Origin of the sequence: Vibrio sp. V33_P6A3T137 (genome assembly GCF_009904835.1) — a bacterium.
Taxonomy (GTDB): domain Bacteria; phylum Pseudomonadota; class Gammaproteobacteria; order Enterobacterales; family Vibrionaceae; genus Vibrio; species Vibrio metschnikovii.
Window position 1 is genome coordinate 1 of the sequence record NZ_WXWK01000125.1, and the last position, 17,523, is coordinate 17,523.

Annotated in this window: 13 protein-coding genes; 5 read left to right on the top strand and 8 right to left on the bottom strand. The window is 45.0% G+C overall.

Features of this window, described 5'->3' with window-relative positions; genetic code table 11:
* Nucleotides 1–347: 347 nt before the first annotated feature.
* The 6 genes from CAG60_RS12005 to dnaA form a co-directional block, all read right to left on the bottom strand.
* The gene (locus tag CAG60_RS12005) at nucleotides 348–785 is read right to left on the bottom strand and encodes an Hsp20 family protein (RefSeq protein ID WP_154169699.1); all 438 of its coding nucleotides are present in this window, start codon (nucleotides 783–785) and stop codon (nucleotides 348–350) included.
* A gap of 405 nt (nucleotides 786–1,190) precedes the next feature.
* Nucleotides 1,191–1,616 (bottom strand): GreA/GreB family elongation factor, encoded by a 426-nt coding sequence (locus tag CAG60_RS12010; protein ID WP_161425216.1) that lies wholly within the window; start codon nucleotides 1,614–1,616, stop codon nucleotides 1,191–1,193.
* 379 nt (nucleotides 1,617–1,995) lie between these two features.
* Complete coding sequence (gyrB, locus tag CAG60_RS12015; RefSeq protein ID WP_154169693.1) at nucleotides 1,996–4,413, bottom strand: DNA topoisomerase (ATP-hydrolyzing) subunit B; 2,418 nt, start codon at nucleotides 4,411–4,413, stop codon at nucleotides 1,996–1,998.
* Between the two features lie 18 nt (nucleotides 4,414–4,431).
* Nucleotides 4,432–5,511, bottom strand: a complete 1,080-nt coding sequence (gene recF, locus CAG60_RS12020; RefSeq protein ID WP_004397546.1) for a DNA replication/repair protein RecF — start codon at nucleotides 5,509–5,511, stop codon at nucleotides 4,432–4,434.
* Nucleotides 5,512–5,532: 21 nt separating this feature from the next.
* Nucleotides 5,533–6,633, bottom strand: coding sequence for a DNA polymerase III subunit beta (dnaN, locus tag CAG60_RS12025; RefSeq protein WP_161439018.1), 1,101 nt, complete (start codon nucleotides 6,631–6,633; stop codon nucleotides 5,533–5,535).
* Between the two features lie 68 nt (nucleotides 6,634–6,701).
* The gene (gene dnaA / locus CAG60_RS12030; RefSeq protein ID WP_161425218.1) at nucleotides 6,702–8,108 is read right to left on the bottom strand and encodes a chromosomal replication initiator protein DnaA; all 1,407 of its coding nucleotides are present in this window, start codon (nucleotides 8,106–8,108) and stop codon (nucleotides 6,702–6,704) included.
* Nucleotides 8,109–8,698: 590 nt separating this feature from the next.
* On the opposite strand from dnaA, the gene rpmH reads away from it, so the two are divergent.
* The 5 genes from rpmH to mnmE all read left to right on the top strand — a co-directional run bounded on the left by rpmH (nucleotide 8,699) and on the right by mnmE (nucleotide 12,511).
* The gene (rpmH, locus tag CAG60_RS12035) at nucleotides 8,699–8,836 is read left to right on the top strand and encodes a 50S ribosomal protein L34 (protein WP_004397549.1); all 138 of its coding nucleotides are present in this window, start codon (nucleotides 8,699–8,701) and stop codon (nucleotides 8,834–8,836) included.
* 46 nt (nucleotides 8,837–8,882) lie between these two features.
* Nucleotides 8,883–9,206: a ribonuclease P protein component gene (gene rnpA, locus CAG60_RS12040; RefSeq protein WP_233268204.1), complete on the top strand. Its 324-nt coding sequence runs from the start codon at nucleotides 8,883–8,885 to the stop codon at nucleotides 9,204–9,206.
* Nucleotides 9,173–9,430 carry a membrane protein insertion efficiency factor YidD gene (yidD, locus tag CAG60_RS12045; protein ID WP_072670255.1) on the top strand — a complete coding sequence of 86 codons (258 nt, stop codon included), beginning with the start codon at nucleotides 9,173–9,175 and terminating at the stop codon, nucleotides 9,428–9,430. Before rnpA ends, yidD begins: the two co-directional genes overlap by 34 nt.
* Nucleotides 9,431–9,432: 2 nt before the next feature.
* Nucleotides 9,433–11,055: a membrane protein insertase YidC gene (gene yidC / locus CAG60_RS12050; RefSeq protein ID WP_161426103.1), complete on the top strand. Its 1,623-nt coding sequence runs from the start codon at nucleotides 9,433–9,435 to the stop codon at nucleotides 11,053–11,055.
* 94 nt (nucleotides 11,056–11,149) lie between these two features.
* Complete coding sequence (gene mnmE, locus CAG60_RS12055; RefSeq protein WP_161426102.1) at nucleotides 11,150–12,511, top strand: tRNA uridine-5-carboxymethylaminomethyl(34) synthesis GTPase MnmE; 1,362 nt, start codon at nucleotides 11,150–11,152, stop codon at nucleotides 12,509–12,511.
* A gap of 82 nt (nucleotides 12,512–12,593) precedes the next feature.
* Here the strand turns inward: mnmE and CAG60_RS12060 are convergent, their stop codons facing one another.
* Both CAG60_RS12060 and CAG60_RS12065 read right to left on the bottom strand, forming a co-directional pair.
* The gene (locus tag CAG60_RS12060; RefSeq protein WP_161439019.1) at nucleotides 12,594–15,584 is read right to left on the bottom strand and encodes a response regulator; all 2,991 of its coding nucleotides are present in this window, start codon (nucleotides 15,582–15,584) and stop codon (nucleotides 12,594–12,596) included.
* 5 nt (nucleotides 15,585–15,589) lie between these two features.
* Nucleotides 15,590–17,518, bottom strand: coding sequence for an ATP-binding protein (locus tag CAG60_RS12065; protein WP_161439020.1), 1,929 nt, complete (start codon nucleotides 17,516–17,518; stop codon nucleotides 15,590–15,592).
* Nucleotides 17,519–17,523: the final 5 nt, after the last annotated feature.

Below are 17,523 nucleotides of genomic sequence, written 5' to 3' on the forward strand. Positions count from 1 at the left end.
TCTATAGAGAGATCTTTTATTAGATCTATTATTACGCAAGATGATCTCTGTGGATAAGCGGGAAATGATCAACAAGATCATGATCATGTTAGCGATCAGATCATGTGTTCAGACACTGATCAAATCGCGTATTAGCTGGGATCAAAAAAAGGTTTTATGCACAGGCATAAAAAAGATCTTCAGTTTAAAAAGAATAACTATAGGTTAATCACCGTATAAAGACATGCTTATCCACAAGTGTTCGGAGAGTCAACCAAGTGAATAGGGATAAAAAGTGATGGGTATGAAGAGTGAAAAACGTAAAAAAGCGGCCGAAGCCGCTTTTTTGTTGTTTCTGAGAGTAGGGATTACTGATTTTCTAATAGATGATGCTGATTAATGGCAATCTTACGCGGTTGCATAGCTTGTGGTATTTCTCGTTCTAAGTCGATATGCAATAAACCGTTTTCAAGCCCTGCTCCCATCACTTTTACGTAGTCCGCTAATTGGAATTTACGTTCAAAATTACGTTCAGCAATACCTTGATAGATATAGTTGCGGTTGTCTTCTTGCTGACGCTCACCGCGAACAATTAAGGTATTTTCTTGTTGAGTAATATCGAGTTCTTGCTCGGCAAAGCCAGCAACCGCCATTGTGATACGGTATTTATTGTCTTCTTGTTGCTCGATATTGTAAGGAGGATAACCCCCTTGAGTATTTTTGTTACTGTTTGCTTCCATCATATTTAATAGACGGTCAAAGCCAATCGCGTTGCGGTATAAAGGAGTAAAATCGACAGTTCTCATAATGCTATCCTCTTAGTAAGCAATAGTCTTAACGAGTTTCGTTAAGGATGAGGCTTATTGTTAACAACTAAGCTCATCAAGATTAATGTTGATGGACGGGCTTACCTCAGTGAGCGTAACGCCAATCCAAGTTGAGGCCCTTGCGGCATCCTCTTCACTACTTTATATAAGGTCAGTCGTTGGACTTTCAAGAGTCGCGTATCGATTTTTTTTAAAAAAAAGCCTAATCGGATGATTAGGCTCAGGGAGAATCGATTAGCTAAGAAAACGTTACTTGGCGCGACTTTTACGTGCTTTTTCTACTCCGTTTTCTGAGGCTTTTTCTTGTTTCAATTTACGCTTTTCCTTTAAGCTTAATTGAGGTTTCTTCAGGTCTTTTTTACTCATGAGTGAGATCTCCTTCATTTACTGACAAAGTAAACAACCACATGGTACAGATGTACGTCGAGGTTGGTATGACTGACGGGTAACTTGGGTGATAACAAAAGAGTGTCGTTGGCCGAGCAGTAGCAGACTAATCACTTCTTGCTCAGTTCGGCCAAACAGTGCGGCTCCTAAGTAGGAATCGACCGCAATATAGCCCACGGTATGATCACAACGATGATCTGCAACCAGCTTGATTTTAAAAGGACTGTTGGTGGCTACATCCAATAGGTGTACGGTATCACCTAAGCGAATGCTGGTGGCTTGAGGGCAATGCGGGGTATTTTGCTGCTCTTGTCGCTCGAACAATTGAATGAGGAGCAAAGGGGATTGGTAGGTGATAAACCCACTGGTTAGCCACCACATGCGTAGCGTTTGTAGCCATGATCGATAAAAGCGGTAAAGCATAGTGATTTCTCCTCACTCCTGATAACAAGACAGCCGTTAAGTGTCTCCCGAGAGCAAGTTTGCTCTCGGTCTAAACCAGAAATGCCATCACTATTCCTCCTACAAACGTTATGTGATTCCCTGTCACGGCTAGTGACGATTGGGCTATATCATGAAGTCTGTTGACTATAGCGAGTTAAAAAAAGAAAGCAAAAGCGCTCGACCAGAGAAAATGGCGTTTTTAGTCATTAAAGGACAGAAAATGGTAAGGGTAAGATTGATACTAGGACTAAAGGCCAGTTTTATCGAAATAAGAGAATAAAATGGTTATTTTCGCTGTTTATATAAACAAAAACGCAGTGCCGAAGCACTGCGTGAGAGAACACGATGTTATGAAAAACTACACATCTAAGTTTGCTACTCTTAATGCGTTGTTCTCAATAAAGGCCCGACGAGGTTCTACTTGATCGCCCATCAATGTGGTAAATAGTTCATCAGCACCGACGGCATCTTCAATGGTGACTTGCATCATGCGACGTGACTCAGGATCCATGGTGGTTTCCCAAAGTTGATCTGGGTTCATTTCTCCCAAACCTTTATAACGTTGGATTGCTAAACCACGACGTGATTCTTTAATGAGCCAGTCAAGGGCGGCGGTGAAACTGGAAACCACTTGGGTACGCTCGCCACGTTGAATGTATGCCCCCTCTTCTAGAAGCCCATCGAGCGAGTCAAAAAGATCCGCTAATCGGTTGTATTCTTTAGAATTAAGTAAATCAACACTGAGTAGGTAATCGTACGTAACTCCATGGGTACGGACGATAATTTTCGGTGAATAAACACCGAGCTCTGGATTATGCTCAATCGCAAAGTGATACTGACTTGCACCGACTTCTTTGGCGTTCAATTGAGTGACCAAACGTTCGGTCCATGCTTCTACCGCACTGCTATCTTGGCATTGTTGCTCGGTTAAACGTGGCATATAGGTAAATTCATTGAGCATCGCCAGTGGATAACGGCGGCTCATTCTTTCCACTAATTTCATCGCTGCATTGTATTGCAGCACCAGTTTCTCGAGTGGTTCACCCGCTAACGCTGGCGCATCGGCATTCACATGCAAAGAGGCATTATCGAGCGCTAAAGCAATTTGATATTGCGTCATGGCATCTTCATCTTTGATGTACTGCTCTTGTTTGCCTTTTTTGACTTTATACAGCGGTGGCTGAGCAATATAGATGTAGCCACGTTCGATCAATTCTGGCATTTGACGATAGAAGAAGGTCAATAATAGTGTTCGGATGTGCGAACCATCGACGTCAGCATCGGTCATGATGATGATATTATGATAACGCAGTTTGTCTGGGTTGTATTCATCGCGGCCAATACCACAGCCCAGTGCGGTGATCAGCGTCGCCACCTCTTGTGACGAGAGCATTTTATCAAAACGCGCTTTTTCTACGTTAAGGATTTTACCTTTGAGCGGCAAAATGGCTTGATTCTTACGGTTGCGTCCCTGCTTTGCAGAGCCGCCCGCTGAATCTCCCTCGACAATATACAGTTCAGACAGTGCTGGATCTTTCTCTTGGCAATCAGCAAGTTTGCCTGGCAAGCCTGCAAGGTCGAGTGCGCCTTTACGACGCGTCATTTCACGCGCTTTACGTGCCGCTTCGCGAGCTCGAGCGGCATCAATAATTTTACTGCACACCATTTTCGCTTCAGAAGGATGCTCTGCTAAAAACTCATTGAGCTTTTCACCCATCGCTGATTCAACCGCTGCCTTCACTTCAGAAGAGACCAATTTGTCTTTGGTTTGGCTGGAGAACTTAGGATCGGGAACTTTAACAGAAACGACCGCTGTTAAGCCTTCACGAGCATCATCACCAGAGGTCGCGGTTTTGGCTTTTTTGCTGTAGCCTTCTTTTTCCATATAGGTGTTAAGCGTTCGAGTCAGTGCAGCACGGAATCCGGCTAAGTGAGTCCCGCCATCACGCTGTGGGATATTATTGGTAAAGCAGTAGATGTTTTCTTGGAAACCATCATTCCATTGCATAGCGACTTCAACGCTGGTGCCATCTTCACGGTCATGATTGAAGTGGAATACTTTGTCATGAATAGGCGTTTTATTGCGATTGAGGTGGGTAACGAACGCTCGAATTCCCCCTTCATACATAAAGTGATCGTGTTTATCCGCTTCACGCTCATCTTGTAGACGAATCGAGACACCTGAGTTTAAAAAAGACAGCTCACGCAGGCGTTTAGCTAGAATTTCATAATGGAATTCAATGTTGGTAAACGTCTCGGCACTCGGCCAAAAGCGCAGTGTAGTACCAGTACGTTCGGTATCACCAACCACCGCTAAGGGTGCTTGAGGTACGCCATGACGATAGGTTTGAGTGTGAACTTTGCCACCACGATAAATGGTTAACACGACTTTTTCAGATAACGCGTTGACGACAGAAACCCCAACGCCGTGCAAGCCACCGGATACTTTGTAGGAGTTATCATCAAACTTACCCCCAGCGTGCAATACGGTCATGATAACTTCTGCAGCAGAGACGTTTTCTTCGGTATGTAATTCCGTTGGGATACCACGGCCATCATCGCTGACCGATACCGAATTATCTTCATGAATTGTCACGACGATATCTTTACAGTGACCCGCTAACGCTTCATCTATTGAGTTATCCACCACCTCAAAAACCATGTGGTGAAGACCGGTGCCATCATCGGTGTCGCCGATGTACATTCCTGGACGCTTACGTACCGCGTCTAGACCCTTCAGTACCTTAATACTCGATGAATCGTAATTATTCGACATGAGTGACTCTCTCAGTAGTTATCCTTGCTCTATTGTGCCATGTTCGACATGAAACATCTTGCTATTCGGCTCGATCATGTCGGTGACTTGGCTTTCAGTAATAGAACTTACAAAAACTTGAGCCCCCGTCGCTTTTAAGCAGTCTGCTAGACGCTGACGACGTTGGCTATCGAGTTCGGAAGCAAAATCATCAATCAGATAAATGCATTGCTTCCCGGTCAGCTCGGTTAAATGTTGACCTTGTGCTACGCGCAGGGCGCAGACCATCAACTTAAGCTGGCCGCGTGATAGAACATCTTCTACAGGTGTTCCATTCACTTTTATTTTCAAATCCGCTTTGTTTGGACCGCTGAAGGTGTAACCCAACAATTGGTCACGGGCAAAGTTGTTTTGCAATATCTCTTTATAAGGCGTTTGTTTATCCCAACCTCGATAGTATGTTAAGCTGATCGAAAATTCGGGTAAGAAGCTTTGGCACAATGCTTCGGCGACTTTTTTCATGTGCTCGACATAGATCTGACGCCATTGATCTATTTGCTCGGCAAGCTGAGCTAATTCTTGATCCCAGTAGCTGATCTCGCGATAGCTTTTGGCGGTTTTAAGCAACGCATTACGCTGTTTATTTAAGCGTTTAAATCGTCCCCAAGCATCAAAAAAAGCCGGTTGAGAATGAAAAACCCCCCAATCAATAAAGGCTCGACGCTGTTTCGGTCCATCGGTTAGTAGTTCAAATCCTTCAGGATGAATTAACTGCAATGGTAGGACTTGCGCCAGCTGAGCTAACTTTTGTCCTGATTGACCGCCTATTTTAACCTCTGTTGAGCCATCTCGCTGCTTATTAATGCCAATCGGTAGCTCAAATTGATCCGAGTTCAAAAAACGGCCATGAACAAACAGTTCTGAGCACTCATTTTGGATCACTCTGCCAGTTAATGAGCTCTTAAATGAGCGGCCATGACCCAATAAATAGATAGCTTCTAGTACACTGGTTTTACCGCTGCCATTTGGACCAATAAGAAAATTAAAGCCTGATGACAGGGTCATATCACAGGCTTTAATGTTACGAAACTGCTGAACGACTAAGCGCGTTAATGGCATGCTATGTTCTTTATCTGTCAATTAAAGACGGATTGGCATCACCACATACATGGCACTGTCGTTCTCAACGTTTTCGATTAATGCACTGGCATTCGCATCTGACATTGAGATGCGGACTTGGTCACAGCGCAAGGTATTGAGCACATCAATCACGTAACTGACGTTAAAACCAATCTCAATTGCCTCACCAGTAAAGCTCACATCGAGCATCTCTTCGGCTTCTTCTTGCTCTGGGTTATTGGCGGTAATGCGCATCGTTCCTTCAGCAAGGTTGACGCGCACGCCACGAAACTTTTCATTAGATAAAATCGCCGCGCGCGAGAAAGCTTGGCGTAATTCATCGCAGCCAGTGATTAGTGTCTTATTAGTATTTTGCGGTAAAACTCGGCGATAATCAGGGAAACGGCCGTCAACGAGCTTAGATGTAAAGACAAATTGGTTGACTTCTGCACGTAGATTTGACGCACCAATTTGCAACACAACCGGTTGTTCTGGTGCATCAAGTAGTTTTACGAGCTCTAAAATGCCTTTACGGGGAACGATAATTTGTTTGTTTGCCAACGCTTGAGAGACGGTCGTTTGAGCGACAGCCATACGATGGCCATCTGTTGCTACGGCACGTAAGGTCGACGCATCGATTTCAAACATCATTCCATTCAGATAATAACGCACATCTTGGTTAGCCATAGAAAACTGAGTTTTCTCAATCAGACCCCGTAATTCGGCTTGAGTGACAGTAATATCGATATCGCTCTGCCAATCTTCAATATTTGGGAAGTCATTGGCTGGTAAGGTTGCCAGTGAAAAACGGCTGCGACCTGAGCGAATCGAAATGCGGTCTCCTTCAAGCAGCACGGTGATCACCGCACTGTCTGGTAAACCTCGACAGATATCCAAAAATTTACGCGCTGGAACGGTAATACTGCCTGCTTCAAAGTCCCCTTCCAGGGTAACTCGACTGATCAATTCCACTTCTAAGTCGGTTGCGGTGATCGAGAGTTGGTTATCTTCAATCTTTAATAATAAATGACTTAGAATGGGTAACGCAGCTCGCCCACCTAATGTACCGGAGACCTGTTGCAGGGGTTTAATAAAGTGACTACGTTCAATGGTAAATTTCATAGTGAGATCTTAACCTAACAATATGGAATAAAACGGTACCTAATAAGCGTTCAATATAGCGTAAAAACTTATGAAGAAAGGGTACGAATTAAATTGGAATAATCTTCTTTTATGTCGTGACTTTCTTCACGCAATTGTTCGATTTTTCGGCAAGCATGCAGCACCGTAGTATGGTCTCTACCACCAAATGCATCGCCAATTTCTGGTAGGCTATGGTTGGTCAACTCTTTCGAAAGCGCCATGGCTAGCTGGCGAGGACGAGCCACCGAACGAGAGCGGCGTTTAGATAACAAATCAGCAACTTTGATTTTGTAGTATTCAGCAACGGTTTTTTGAATGTTATCAATCGTGACCAGCTTCTCTTGTAAAGCAAGCAGATCGCGGAGTGCTTCACGAACAAAATCAATCGTGATCGGTCGACCGGTAAAATTGGCATTGGCGATCACTCGGTTAAGTGCTCCTTCCAATTCACGCACATTAGAACGTAAGCGTTTAGCAATAAAGAATGCCACTTCATCAGGAAGATGAATTTGATGATCTTCCGCTTTGGTCATTAATATGGCTACGCGTGTTTCCAATTCCGGAGGCTCAATCGCAACGGTTAATCCCCACCCGAAACGAGACTTCAGACGATCTTCTACCCCGTTGATCTCTTTGGGATAACGATCCGATGTTAAAATGATCTGTTGATTCCCTTCAAGTAATGCGTTGAAGGTGTGGAAAAACTCTTCTTGAGAACGTTCTTTGTTGGCGAAAAATTGAATGTCATCGATCAATAAAGCATCGACGCTACGATAATAACGTTTAAATTCTTCAATCGCGTTATTTTGCAGCGCTTTAACCATATCTTGCACAAAACGCTCAGAGTGCATGTAGACCACTTTCGCATTGGGTTTGTTATCGACAATCGCATTACCCACCGCGTGCAATAGGTGAGTTTTACCTAAGCCGGTTCCCCCATATAAAAACAATGGGTTATAAGCTGCACCTGGGTTATCGGCCACTTGACGCGCGGCGGCAAGACCGAGTTGGTTCGATTTACCTTCAACAAAATTATTAAACTTATGCTTAGGGTTTACATTAGAGCGATGATTGATATCGCTAGCGGCAGAATCGTCATCCCATGTTTTATGAACCGGTCGGCGCTGAGCTAATTGCGCTGGGGCAGAGGATTCGGCAGCAACATCCGCTGCGGTTCGGATGGGGGCGGATGGAGCGGACGCAATTACTCGTCGACTGCCGACTTCAAACCGTAAACTGGGCGCATTGTGCCCGCAATGTTCTCTAAGTAACCTGTTGATATTGTTTATGTATTTATCACGTACCCAATCGAGCACAAAGCGGTTTGGGGCGAACAAAGTGAGAGTATTGTCATTGAGCTCCGCTTGTAACGGACGAACCCACATACTGAATTCTGTGGCTGGTAGCTCTTCTTGAAGCTGTTGCAAACACTGCAACCAAAGCGAAGATGACACGGTTCCCTCACTCTAAAATTAATGGCTAATAAAGAAGGTGATTCTACCTGTTGATAACTTAGATCGCCAGTGATTGATCGATAAATTCTTGAATAAGATCGAAGTTATACACAAGGTTCAGGGGATATTTACGAAGATCCTCACAGGGATCAAGCTAATTACCCCCATTATGATCCACATATACTAAGATCTTGCTAAGTTATCCCCAATAGTGATTTTTACTATCTTATTTTGTATTAATCGCCGATAAGCTATGGTTAACTCGGTATAAGATGTGCATCAGATGAGATATTGATCCGTCGTTGAGTCTGTGGAAAAAGCCAGATTAAGTAAAAAAGCGTGAAGATCGAGCGAGGATCCTTGAGATTTCATTGATACTCCGTATAATCGCCCGACCGGAAAGAATGGGGAGGTAAATGGCTTATTGAAAAATGAGTAACACTTCGCCACCCCAAGTCATTGACACTTTTTGTGACTGTGATTACAATTCCGCCTCTTTGTTGAGAGGCGTCGGCGTCTTTACGAAGACACATATCCCACGCCGGGTTAACTTAAGAACCTAACACTACTGATCAGTAAAGGTAATAATAATGTCTAAACGCACTTTTCAACCTTCAGTTCTAAAGCGCAAGCGTAGCCACGGTTTCCGTGCACGCATGGCGACTGCGAACGGTCGTAAAGTAATCAATGCACGTCGTGCAAAAGGCCGTAAGCGCCTGTCAAAATAATCACTGAATTATTTTGAATACGTACGCGTTCAATCGGGAGTTACGTCTGTTAACTCCCGAGCATTATCAAAAAGTCTTCCAGCAAGCGCATCGTGCTGGCTCTCCTCACTTTACCATCATTGCTCGCGATAATAACCTTTCTCATCCTCGTTTAGGATTAGCTGTCCCAAAGAAGCAAATTAAAACGGCTGTGGGTCGTAATCGCTTTAAACGTATTGCTCGTGAAAGTTTTCGTCTCCATCAACATAAACTTGCTAACAAAGATTTTGTTGTGATCGCGAAGAAAACCGCGCAAGATTTAAGCAATGAAGAACTGTTTACTTTATTCGACAAGTTATGGCATCGCCTATCTCGCCCTTCACGTGGTTGACTATTGGTTTAGTTAAACTTTACCAATGGATCATCAGTCCGCTTATCGGCCCTCGTTGCCGGTTTACGCCGACTTGCTCAAATTATGCGATAGAAGCATTGAGAGCTCACGGTTTTATAAAAGGGTGTTGGTTATCTGGCAAACGTCTATTAAAATGCCACCCTTTGAACGAAGGGGGATATGACCCCATTCCACCAGTCAAAAAACCAGACAGAGACAAATAACGATGGATTCTCAACGTAATATCCTGTTAATTGCTTTGGCGCTTGTTTCTTTTTTACTTTTCCAGCAATGGCAAGCAGCAAAGAACCCAGCCCCACAAGTGATTGAGCAGGCTCAAACCAGCACCACGGCCCCAGCACCTTCATTTGCAGATGAATTTGATCCTGCTCCTGAGCAACATCGTGCTGCTGCACAAACCGTGACGGTCACCACGGATGTTTTGACTCTGTCAATTGATACCGTTGGTGGGGATATTATTCATGCTTTGCTCAATCAGTACGCTGATGAACTTAATTCATCGACGCCATTTACTTTGTTAAGAAATGACCCTAATCACTTGTTTATCGCTCAAAGTGGTTTGATTGGTCCGCAAGGTATCGATTTGAGTAGCAATCATCGTCCGGTTTATCACGTTGATGGTGATCATTTTGTGTTAGCGGATGGTGAGCAGGAACTGCGTATTCCGATGACCTATCAAGCGAATGGCATTGAGTACGTGAAAACCTTCATTGTTAGACGTGGTGATTATGCCGTTGATGTTACGTTTGATGTGATCAACCGTTCTGGTAATAACGCGACGTTAGGTATGTATGCGCATTTGCGTCAAACCTTACTTGATTCAGGCGGCAGTTTAGCGATGCCGACTTATCGTGGTGGCGCTTACTCTACCGAAGATACACGTTATAAAAAATTCAGCTTCAAAGATATGCAAGATCGTAACTTGTCACTACCTTTACCGAATGGTCAGGGGTGGGCAGCGATGATCCAGCATTACTTTGCTAGCGCATGGATTCCTCGCAATGAACCTGGTACCAATCTGTATTCTCGTGTGATTGGTAACGTTGGTGATATTGGTGTGCGCATGCCAAACAAAACTATTGCTGATGGTGATGCGACTCAGTTTACGGCGACCTTATGGGTTGGCCCTAAATTGCAAAATGACATGGCCGCTACCGCTCCTAATCTAGACTTGGTGGTCGACTACGGTTGGTTATGGTTTATTGCTAAGCCGCTGCATACTTTGCTGTCATTTATTCAGAGCTTTGTCGGCAACTGGGGTGTGGCGATTATCTGTTTGACCTTTATCGTTCGTGGTGCCATGTACCCACTGACCAAAGCGCAATACACGTCAATGGCCAAAATGCGTATGCTACAGCCTAAGCTACAAGCTATGCGTGAGCGTATTGGCGATGATCGTCAGCGTATGAGCCAAGAAATGATGGAATTGTACAAGAAAGAGAAAGTGAACCCTCTGGGTGGCTGTCTACCTATCTTGCTACAGATGCCGATCTTCATTGCTTTATACTGGGCATTGATGGAATCAGTTGAACTGCGTCATTCACCATTCTTTGGTTGGATTCATGATTTATCAGCGCAAGACCCATACTACATCTTGCCATTGCTGATGGGTGCCAGTATGTTCCTGATTCAGAAAATGAGTCCGAATACCATTACTGACCCTATGCAGCAGAAGATCATGACCTTCATGCCGGTGATGTTTACCTTCTTCTTCCTGTTCTTCCCATCAGGCTTAGTGCTTTACTGGTTGGTATCGAACATCGTAACGTTAATTCAACAAACGTTGATTTACCGTTCACTAGAGAAGCGCGGTTTGCACTCTAAGTAATAGGCGATTGAGTTAATGAAGGCGACCTTTTGGTCGCCTTTTTGTTCGCTGCTGATTACAATAATCACTCATCGATCGTTAAGTAGGTAATAGTATGACCACCGATACCATTGTCGCGCAAGCTACCGCTCCTGGGCGAGGCGGCGTTGGCATCATTCGTGTTTCTGGCCCACAAGCCGCTTTCGTGGCCAAGCAAGTAACCGGAATGGACCTTAAGCCTCGTTATGCGCAGTATTTGTCTTTCAAAGATGCTGATGGCGCTGAACTAGACCAAGGCATCGCGCTGTATTTCCCAAATCCTCACTCCTTTACCGGTGAAGATGTCCTTGAGCTACAAGGTCATGGCGGCCCCGTGGTAATGGACATGTTGATCAAGCGTATCTTAGCGATTCCTGGTCTTCGTCCAGCGCGCCCTGGCGAGTTTTCTGAGCGAGCGTTTTTGAACGATAAGTTAGATTTAACCCAAGCGGAAGCGATTGCGGACTTAATTGACGCCAGCTCAGAACAGGCGGCAAAATCCGCCCTTCAGTCGCTGCAAGGACAATTTTCTAAACGAATTAATACCCTAGTTGAATCACTGATACATTTGCGTATTTACGTTGAAGCGGCGATTGATTTCCCGGAAGAAGAAATTGATTTTCTGGCGGATGGTAAAGTTTCTGCTGATTTACAAGCCATCATTGATAATCTGGCTGCGGTTCGTCAAGAAGCCAACCAAGGTGCGATTATGCGTGAAGGGATGAAGGTAGTGATAGCCGGTCGCCCTAATGCCGGTAAATCGAGCCTGTTAAATGCGTTATCGGGTAAAGACTCGGCGATTGTGACCGACATTGCTGGTACCACGCGTGATGTATTGCGTGAACACATTCATATTGATGGTATGCCGCTGCACATCATTGATACCGCAGGTTTACGTGATGCCTCTGATGAAGTAGAAAAAATTGGTATCGAGCGTGCGTGGGAAGAGATCAAACAAGCTGACCGCGTTTTATTTATGGTCGATGGCACGACGACTGAAGCAACCGATCCAAAGGATATTTGGCCGGACTTTGTTGACCGTCTACCCGATCAAATGGGGATGACGGTGATCCGTAATAAAGTTGATCAAACCGGTGAAACACTGGGTGTCTGTCACGCTAGCCAACCAACTTTGATTCGTCTTTCCGCCAAAACCGGCCAAGGCGTCGAAGCGCTACGCACGCATTTGAAAGAGTGCATGGGCTTTACCGGTAATCAAGAGGGCGGTTTTATGGCGCGTCGTCGCCATCTTGATGCGTTAGAGCGTGCCGCAGAACACTTAGCGATTGGTCAACAGCAACTCGAAGGCTACATGGCCGGTGAGATTCTTGCCGAAGAGTTACGCATTGCTCAGCAGCACTTAAATGAGATCACCGGCGAGTTCAGCTCTGATGATCTCCTTGGACGCATCTTCTCTTCGTTTTGTATTGGCAAATAGAGTGGATAATCCGCTCTATTTTTGCTTGTCATGAGAAATAAAGCCCACGCGTGATCCGCTTGGGCTTTTTTCGTCATTTTGGCTACTCCATCTCTTGCTGAGAGCGATAGGTTTTGATGCGAGAGTGGATCCCTTCAAGTAAGGTTGTGGTCGATAAGCGTGATTTGAGTAACACGGCTTCAACTTGATCATGCTGATGCTGAGTGACTGGTTTACCAGAAAGAATGACGATTTTTATTTCAGGTTGGAGTAGCTTTGCTTCAGAAAGTAGCTCCCAGCCTGAGCCGTCAGGAAGGTTAAGGTCTAATAATAGGACATCAAAAGACGCTTGTTGTAGCTTTAGACGAGCTTGTGCAAGGGTTGAAGCAAGTTCAAAATGTGCTGAATCTCCCGCCATCTCACGAATGACCTCATGTAAGTCAGAATCATCTTCAACATGCAGTACGTGTGGCTGGTAGGGTGATGTTAAGGAAAGCTGTTGTTGGACTAAATGAATCAGTTGCTGTTGATCAATGGGTTTAGAGAGCCACTCGATATCACCGCCATCACCATTAAGCGCTAAGCGTCCTTGCTCAATGGTGGCAGAGACAACCACAATCGGGATAGTGGCCGTAGTGGTTTGCTGGCGAAGTTGACGGATGATCGCTAATCCGCTGATATCAGGAAGCATCAGATCTAAACTAATCAGGTCGTAAGTTCGGCTGTGTATAGCTTGCAGCGCATCAGCACCGTTATAGCAGATATCAACCTGATACCCAGCATCACCTAGCATGATGGCCAACAGTTTCGCCACATCAATATTATCTTCTACCACCAAAATACGTCCTGTTGGCGGATGGTTATCGTCATGGCTTGCATCAGATTTGAGCGTACATAGTGGTGAAACTAAGGGCAATACAAAGAAAAATCGCGAGCCTTTACCCACCGTAGATTCAAAATCAATTTGCCCACCCATGCGTTCAATCAGCTCACGTGAAATGGCTAGTCCAAGTCCTGTGCCTTCTTTTGCTCGAGTATCAGAGGAATCGGCTTGAGCAAAACGTTGGAAAATACGTTCACGAAACGCTTGGCTAATGCCCGGGCCTTGGTCAATAACGCTGACGATCGCTTTACCGTTATCGGTAGTGACCTCAACAATTACCTGACCATGATCGGATGAAAATTTAATGGCATTGGATAATAAATTAGCCAGTACTTGCAGTAAACGTTGGCTATCGACATGAACCAAAACTGTGCTCGCGTCACAGATTAAGCGGATTGAGACATCGCGACTGCTGCCATAGTGTTGGTTGGTTTCTATCGCTTGTTCGACTAATGGCGTTAACTCGTGCAAGCGCATGTCGAAATGCAGTTTACCGGCAGCAATTTTTTCAATATCGAGTAAATCATTAATCAAATGGGACAAACGTTGACTATTGCGATGGGCTGTCTCGATTAGTTTTTGAGTTTTGTCCGGTAGTTGTTCAAAGCGACTACCGATAATCAAACCGAGCGCGCCAGAAATAGAGGTAAGGGGGGTTCTTAATTCATGGCTGACGGTTGAGATAAACTCACTTTTCATTTTATTCATACGTTTGTATTCAGTGATATCTTCTGCGATACCAAGGTAGCCGGTTATTTCACCAACCGCATTACGCATGGTGGTGACGATCATAGATACTGGTATATGGCGGCCATTTTTGTGCACATAGGTCCACTCTCGTTTCTCGTGATTTTCTTTTTCTGCAATATCAACAAATACTCTAAAACCTTCAACAGGATAACCAAGGAGTGCGGTTAGTTCTACTGAACGCGCGGCGACTTCCTCTTCAATATGTAAGCTCGCCGGGGTCTGTTTGCCAATCATCTCGTGCTTGCTGTAACCAAGTAAATGTTCCGCACCAGTATTAAACGCGGTGATAAGCCCATGCTTGTCGGTCGCAATAATCGAAATCTCGCTGGCCGCATCTAATACAGTCGCTAAAAAACGCTCGGCTTGAGATAAGGCAATTTCTGCGGTTTTTCGTTGTTCAGCAAGGCGGTTCATCGCCCTAGCCAATGCGCAAACTTCAGGGCCTCCTTGTTCTAGGAAATTACCGTCAAAGCGGCCACTATCCGCCATTTGATCAATGCGTCGAGTCATTTTTTCAATCGGTTTGGTGATGCTGTGTGCCAAGCCGATCCCTGCTAATCCGATACAGCTTGTGGCGATGAGAGTGATTAATAATAAGCGATGAAAAGAGGTTTGTGCGGGAGCCATTGCCTCGGTGTAAGGGATAGCGCGTAATACGACCCAACCCAGTTCTTGTAGCGATCGATTGATCAGTAGATAGCGCTGTTGTTGATAATTAACTAAGGTGCCTGCTGGACTGAGAGACACAGCGGAATCAACCAAAGGGTTAATGCCTACTTCGGGTAAGGGCTCAGGCTTATCAAAGGGTTGTTGCATCGATACAAATAAGCGATGTGTCGGATCAATAATGATGGTGATTAAGTTAGCGGAATCATTAGTGGCTAGCTGTTTATTGAGTAGCGGTGTTTTAGATAGATCTAAACTGCCGCCAAGGTAGCCTAAAATCTCTCCCTCGCTGGTGACCAAAGGATGTATATAGGAAATTAACGGTAGGCCAGTTCGACGACCTAATATGGGTTCCGAGATGACGGGTTGCAGAGTTTCTTTGGCGCGTTGAAAGTGTGGTCTGTCGGCATAGTTGGTTCCAAGGCGACCTGGCACATAATCACTTTCGGCAATTAATGTTGCCTGGGCATCAAAAATAAGTACCCCATCAGGAAACAGATAGCGAGCGACAGAGGGCTTTTGCAGTAAAGCTTGTAGTATCGATGGGGGGGATAATTGCCCTTCTTGGTTTAATACACGACTCGCCAAGCCTTCTAATCCGAGTAAGCGTTGTTGTTGAGAGAGTTCAAGTTCTGACACTAGGCGGTCTATTTTAGCACTCTCGCGCTCCATCACTAACGCTTGGTAATCATTGATCATCAGTTTATAGACGGTCATCAGCAAGCCACCCACCAATACGGTACTGGTGATGATCACGAGGAGAATAATCCGCAGACTTAATGGCACTCGTAGCATGCGCTTCATCCTATCGGCAATTGAATAATAAACTCGGCCCCACGGCCGTTAGGTTGTCGGTACATGACACAACCTCCGAGTTGTTGACAGATTTCCTGAGTAATCGCGAGCCCAAGCCCGGTTCCAGGTAGTTTACGGGTGTCGCTACTGTCAGCTTGAGAAAAACGTTGAAACAGTCGGTCTTGAAATTCAGGTGCGACACCTTGACCACGATCGCGTACCAGAATGTGGATATTGGTATCCTGTTGTTGCACCTTGATGGTTATCGCTTCGCTTTGCGGAGAAAACTTAATCGCATTAGAGAGTAGGTTACTCAATGCTTGAATCAAACGCTGCCCATCAACATTGACTTGTACGGCGGGCCAGCTTCTAGAGTATTGCAGCACAACATTATGCTGATGAGCATAACTGCTTAAGGAATCGATGGTTTCATCCAGTAAAGGACCAAGAGGTTGTTTTAAAAAGGTCATCGGCATTTTGCCTGCAACCAATTTTTCCATGTCGAGTAAATCGTTAATCAAGGTCGTTAAACGTTGAGCATTACGCTCAGCGGTGACTAATAGGGCTTGTGCTTTATCAGAAACGGAGCCAACCGCTCCTCCGGCAAGTAAATTGAGTGAACCTTTAATTGATGTTAGGGGCGTTCGAAGTTCGTGGCTGACCGTTGAGATAAATTGATCTTTCATCTTATCAAGCTTACGGCGCTCGGTAATATCTTCAATCAATGACCAAATTACTGTGCGACCATCTTGCTCTTTGCTTAACATGCCTTGTAAGCGAACGGGATAGCGACTGCCATCTTTACGAATATATTCTTTTTCAAATGGGCCGTAGCGTCCCGTGGTGTTTAAGTTGGCGAGTGCTTGCTTTTCGAGTGGTTGATATTCTTGAGGCGTAATATCCCAATAGCTAAGGGCGACAAATTCTTCGCGAGTATAACCAGTAGGGGCAATCAGTGCGTTATTCAGATCCAGAAACTGGCCGGTTTCGAAATCGTTAAGTGCGATACCAATCGGTGAAAAATCGAATAAACTGCGCAATCTCGCTTCATTTCTTTCGGTGGTTTGGCGCGCTTGTTCTTGCTCGTGGATATCGTGTAAATAGCCGTGCCATAATACACTGCCATCGCTTAATCTTTCTGGCTTGGCTTGCCCAGCAAACCAGCGGTAATCTTGACCTTGGTAGCGGACTCGATAAGTTGCTTGCCAATATTCTAAAGTATTCGCGGAATGCTCAATAGAGTCACTGATCGCTTGCAAATCGTCAGGATGGATTCGTTCAAAAGCTGGGCTAGCATCTTGCGCGGCTTGTTCAGGTGTAATGCCATAGAGATCGAGAATTTGTGGTGAGCTAAAAGGGAAGGTAATTTTACCACTAGCAAAGCGTTGAAATTGATAGACGACGCCCGGAAGTTGGGCGGTTAACTTACCAAGTCGCTCATTACTGAGCTCCTCGGCTTGGATTAATGCTTCAATGGTGGCGGCCAAATCTTTGAGCATCGAACGCTGCTTGCTTGAAAATGATCGCGGCTGGCTATCGATTAAACAGAGTGTGCCAATCCGATAACCTTTGGTTGAGTGTAATGGAGCACCAGCGTAAAAACGAATATCAGGAGCGCCCATGACCAAGGGATTATCGCAAAATCGTTGATCCACCAGTGCATTTTCAATCACAAATACTTCGCTATTTAAAATAGCGTGGCCACAAAATGAAATCTCTCTTGGGGTTTGCTGTGCATCAAGCCCTTGACGAGATTTAAACCATTGACGATCTCGGTCAACCAGAGAGATGAGTGCGATCGGGACAGAAAAAATCTGCTGCGCGAGACGCGTAATACGATCAAAGCGAGCTTCGGATCCACTGTTGAGTAAGCCGGTTTGATCCAGTGTTTTCTGACGTTCGCTTTCTTCCTCAGGAAGAGGTGGTATTTGCATTAGTC

Excerpts from the sequence above, each read along its gene's own strand:
- rpmH (WP_004397549.1), top strand. The coding sequence starts at position 8,699 with ATGTCTAAACGCACTTTTCAACCTTCAGTTCTAAAGCGCAAGCGTAGC.
- CAG60_RS12010 (WP_161425216.1), bottom strand. The coding sequence starts at position 1,616 with ATGCTTTACCGCTTTTATCGATCATGGCTACAAACGCTACGCATGTGG.
- CAG60_RS12065 (WP_161439020.1), bottom strand. The coding sequence starts at position 17,518 with ATGCAAATACCACCTCTTCCTGAGGAAGAAAGCGAACGTCAGAAAACA.
- yidC (WP_161426103.1), top strand. The coding sequence starts at position 9,433 with ATGGATTCTCAACGTAATATCCTGTTAATTGCTTTGGCGCTTGTTTCT.
- CAG60_RS12005 (WP_154169699.1), bottom strand. The coding sequence starts at position 785 with ATGAGAACTGTCGATTTTACTCCTTTATACCGCAACGCGATTGGCTTT.
- recF (WP_004397546.1), bottom strand. The coding sequence starts at position 5,511 with ATGCCATTAACGCGCTTAGTCGTTCAGCAGTTTCGTAACATTAAAGCC.
- gyrB (WP_154169693.1), bottom strand. The coding sequence starts at position 4,413 with ATGTCGAATAATTACGATTCATCGAGTATTAAGGTACTGAAGGGTCTA.
- dnaN (WP_161439018.1), bottom strand. The coding sequence starts at position 6,633 with ATGAAATTTACCATTGAACGTAGTCACTTTATTAAACCCCTGCAACAG.
- mnmE (WP_161426102.1), top strand. The coding sequence starts at position 11,150 with ATGACCACCGATACCATTGTCGCGCAAGCTACCGCTCCTGGGCGAGGC.
- yidD (WP_072670255.1), top strand. The coding sequence starts at position 9,173 with ATGGCATCGCCTATCTCGCCCTTCACGTGGTTGACTATTGGTTTAGTT.
- CAG60_RS12060 (WP_161439019.1), bottom strand. The coding sequence starts at position 15,584 with ATGCTACGAGTGCCATTAAGTCTGCGGATTATTCTCCTCGTGATCATC.